The sequence below is a fragment of the Burkholderia sp. GbtcB21 genome, from assembly GCF_019091065.1.
Taxonomy (GTDB): Bacteria; Pseudomonadota; Gammaproteobacteria; order Burkholderiales; family Burkholderiaceae; genus Burkholderia; species Burkholderia pyrrocinia_C.
This window is the reverse complement of the sequence record NZ_JAGXKA010000591.1, coordinates 1-228: the sequence shown is the minus strand read 5'-3', so window position 1 is coordinate 228 and position 228 is coordinate 1. Positions and strand designations below refer to the sequence as shown.

The following is a 228-nucleotide window of genomic DNA, read 5'->3' as shown; positions in this document are numbered from 1 at the left end:
TTGCTCGGCAGGGTCCGCGAGCCGGCGAGCTGCACGACGCCGGCACCGGTCAGCGGCACGCCGCCGTACAGGCTGTCGCCGAGCTTGAAGGCCGCCTTCGTCGACACCTGCGGCGCAACCGCGCCCGGCGCGGTCAGCGGGCCCGACAGGCGCGTCTCGCCGCGCGTGGCCGGCGCCTGCGCCTTTGCCGTGGCGGTCGCCTTGCGGCCACCAGCCTTCGGCGCCCTC

1 protein-coding gene is annotated in these 228 nt (G+C 77.2%); it reads right to left on the bottom strand.

Annotated features, from left to right (window positions below):
* On the bottom strand, positions 1 to 228 hold a 228-nt coding region (locus KVT39_RS37775), incomplete at both ends, for a hypothetical protein (RefSeq protein WP_217591555.1).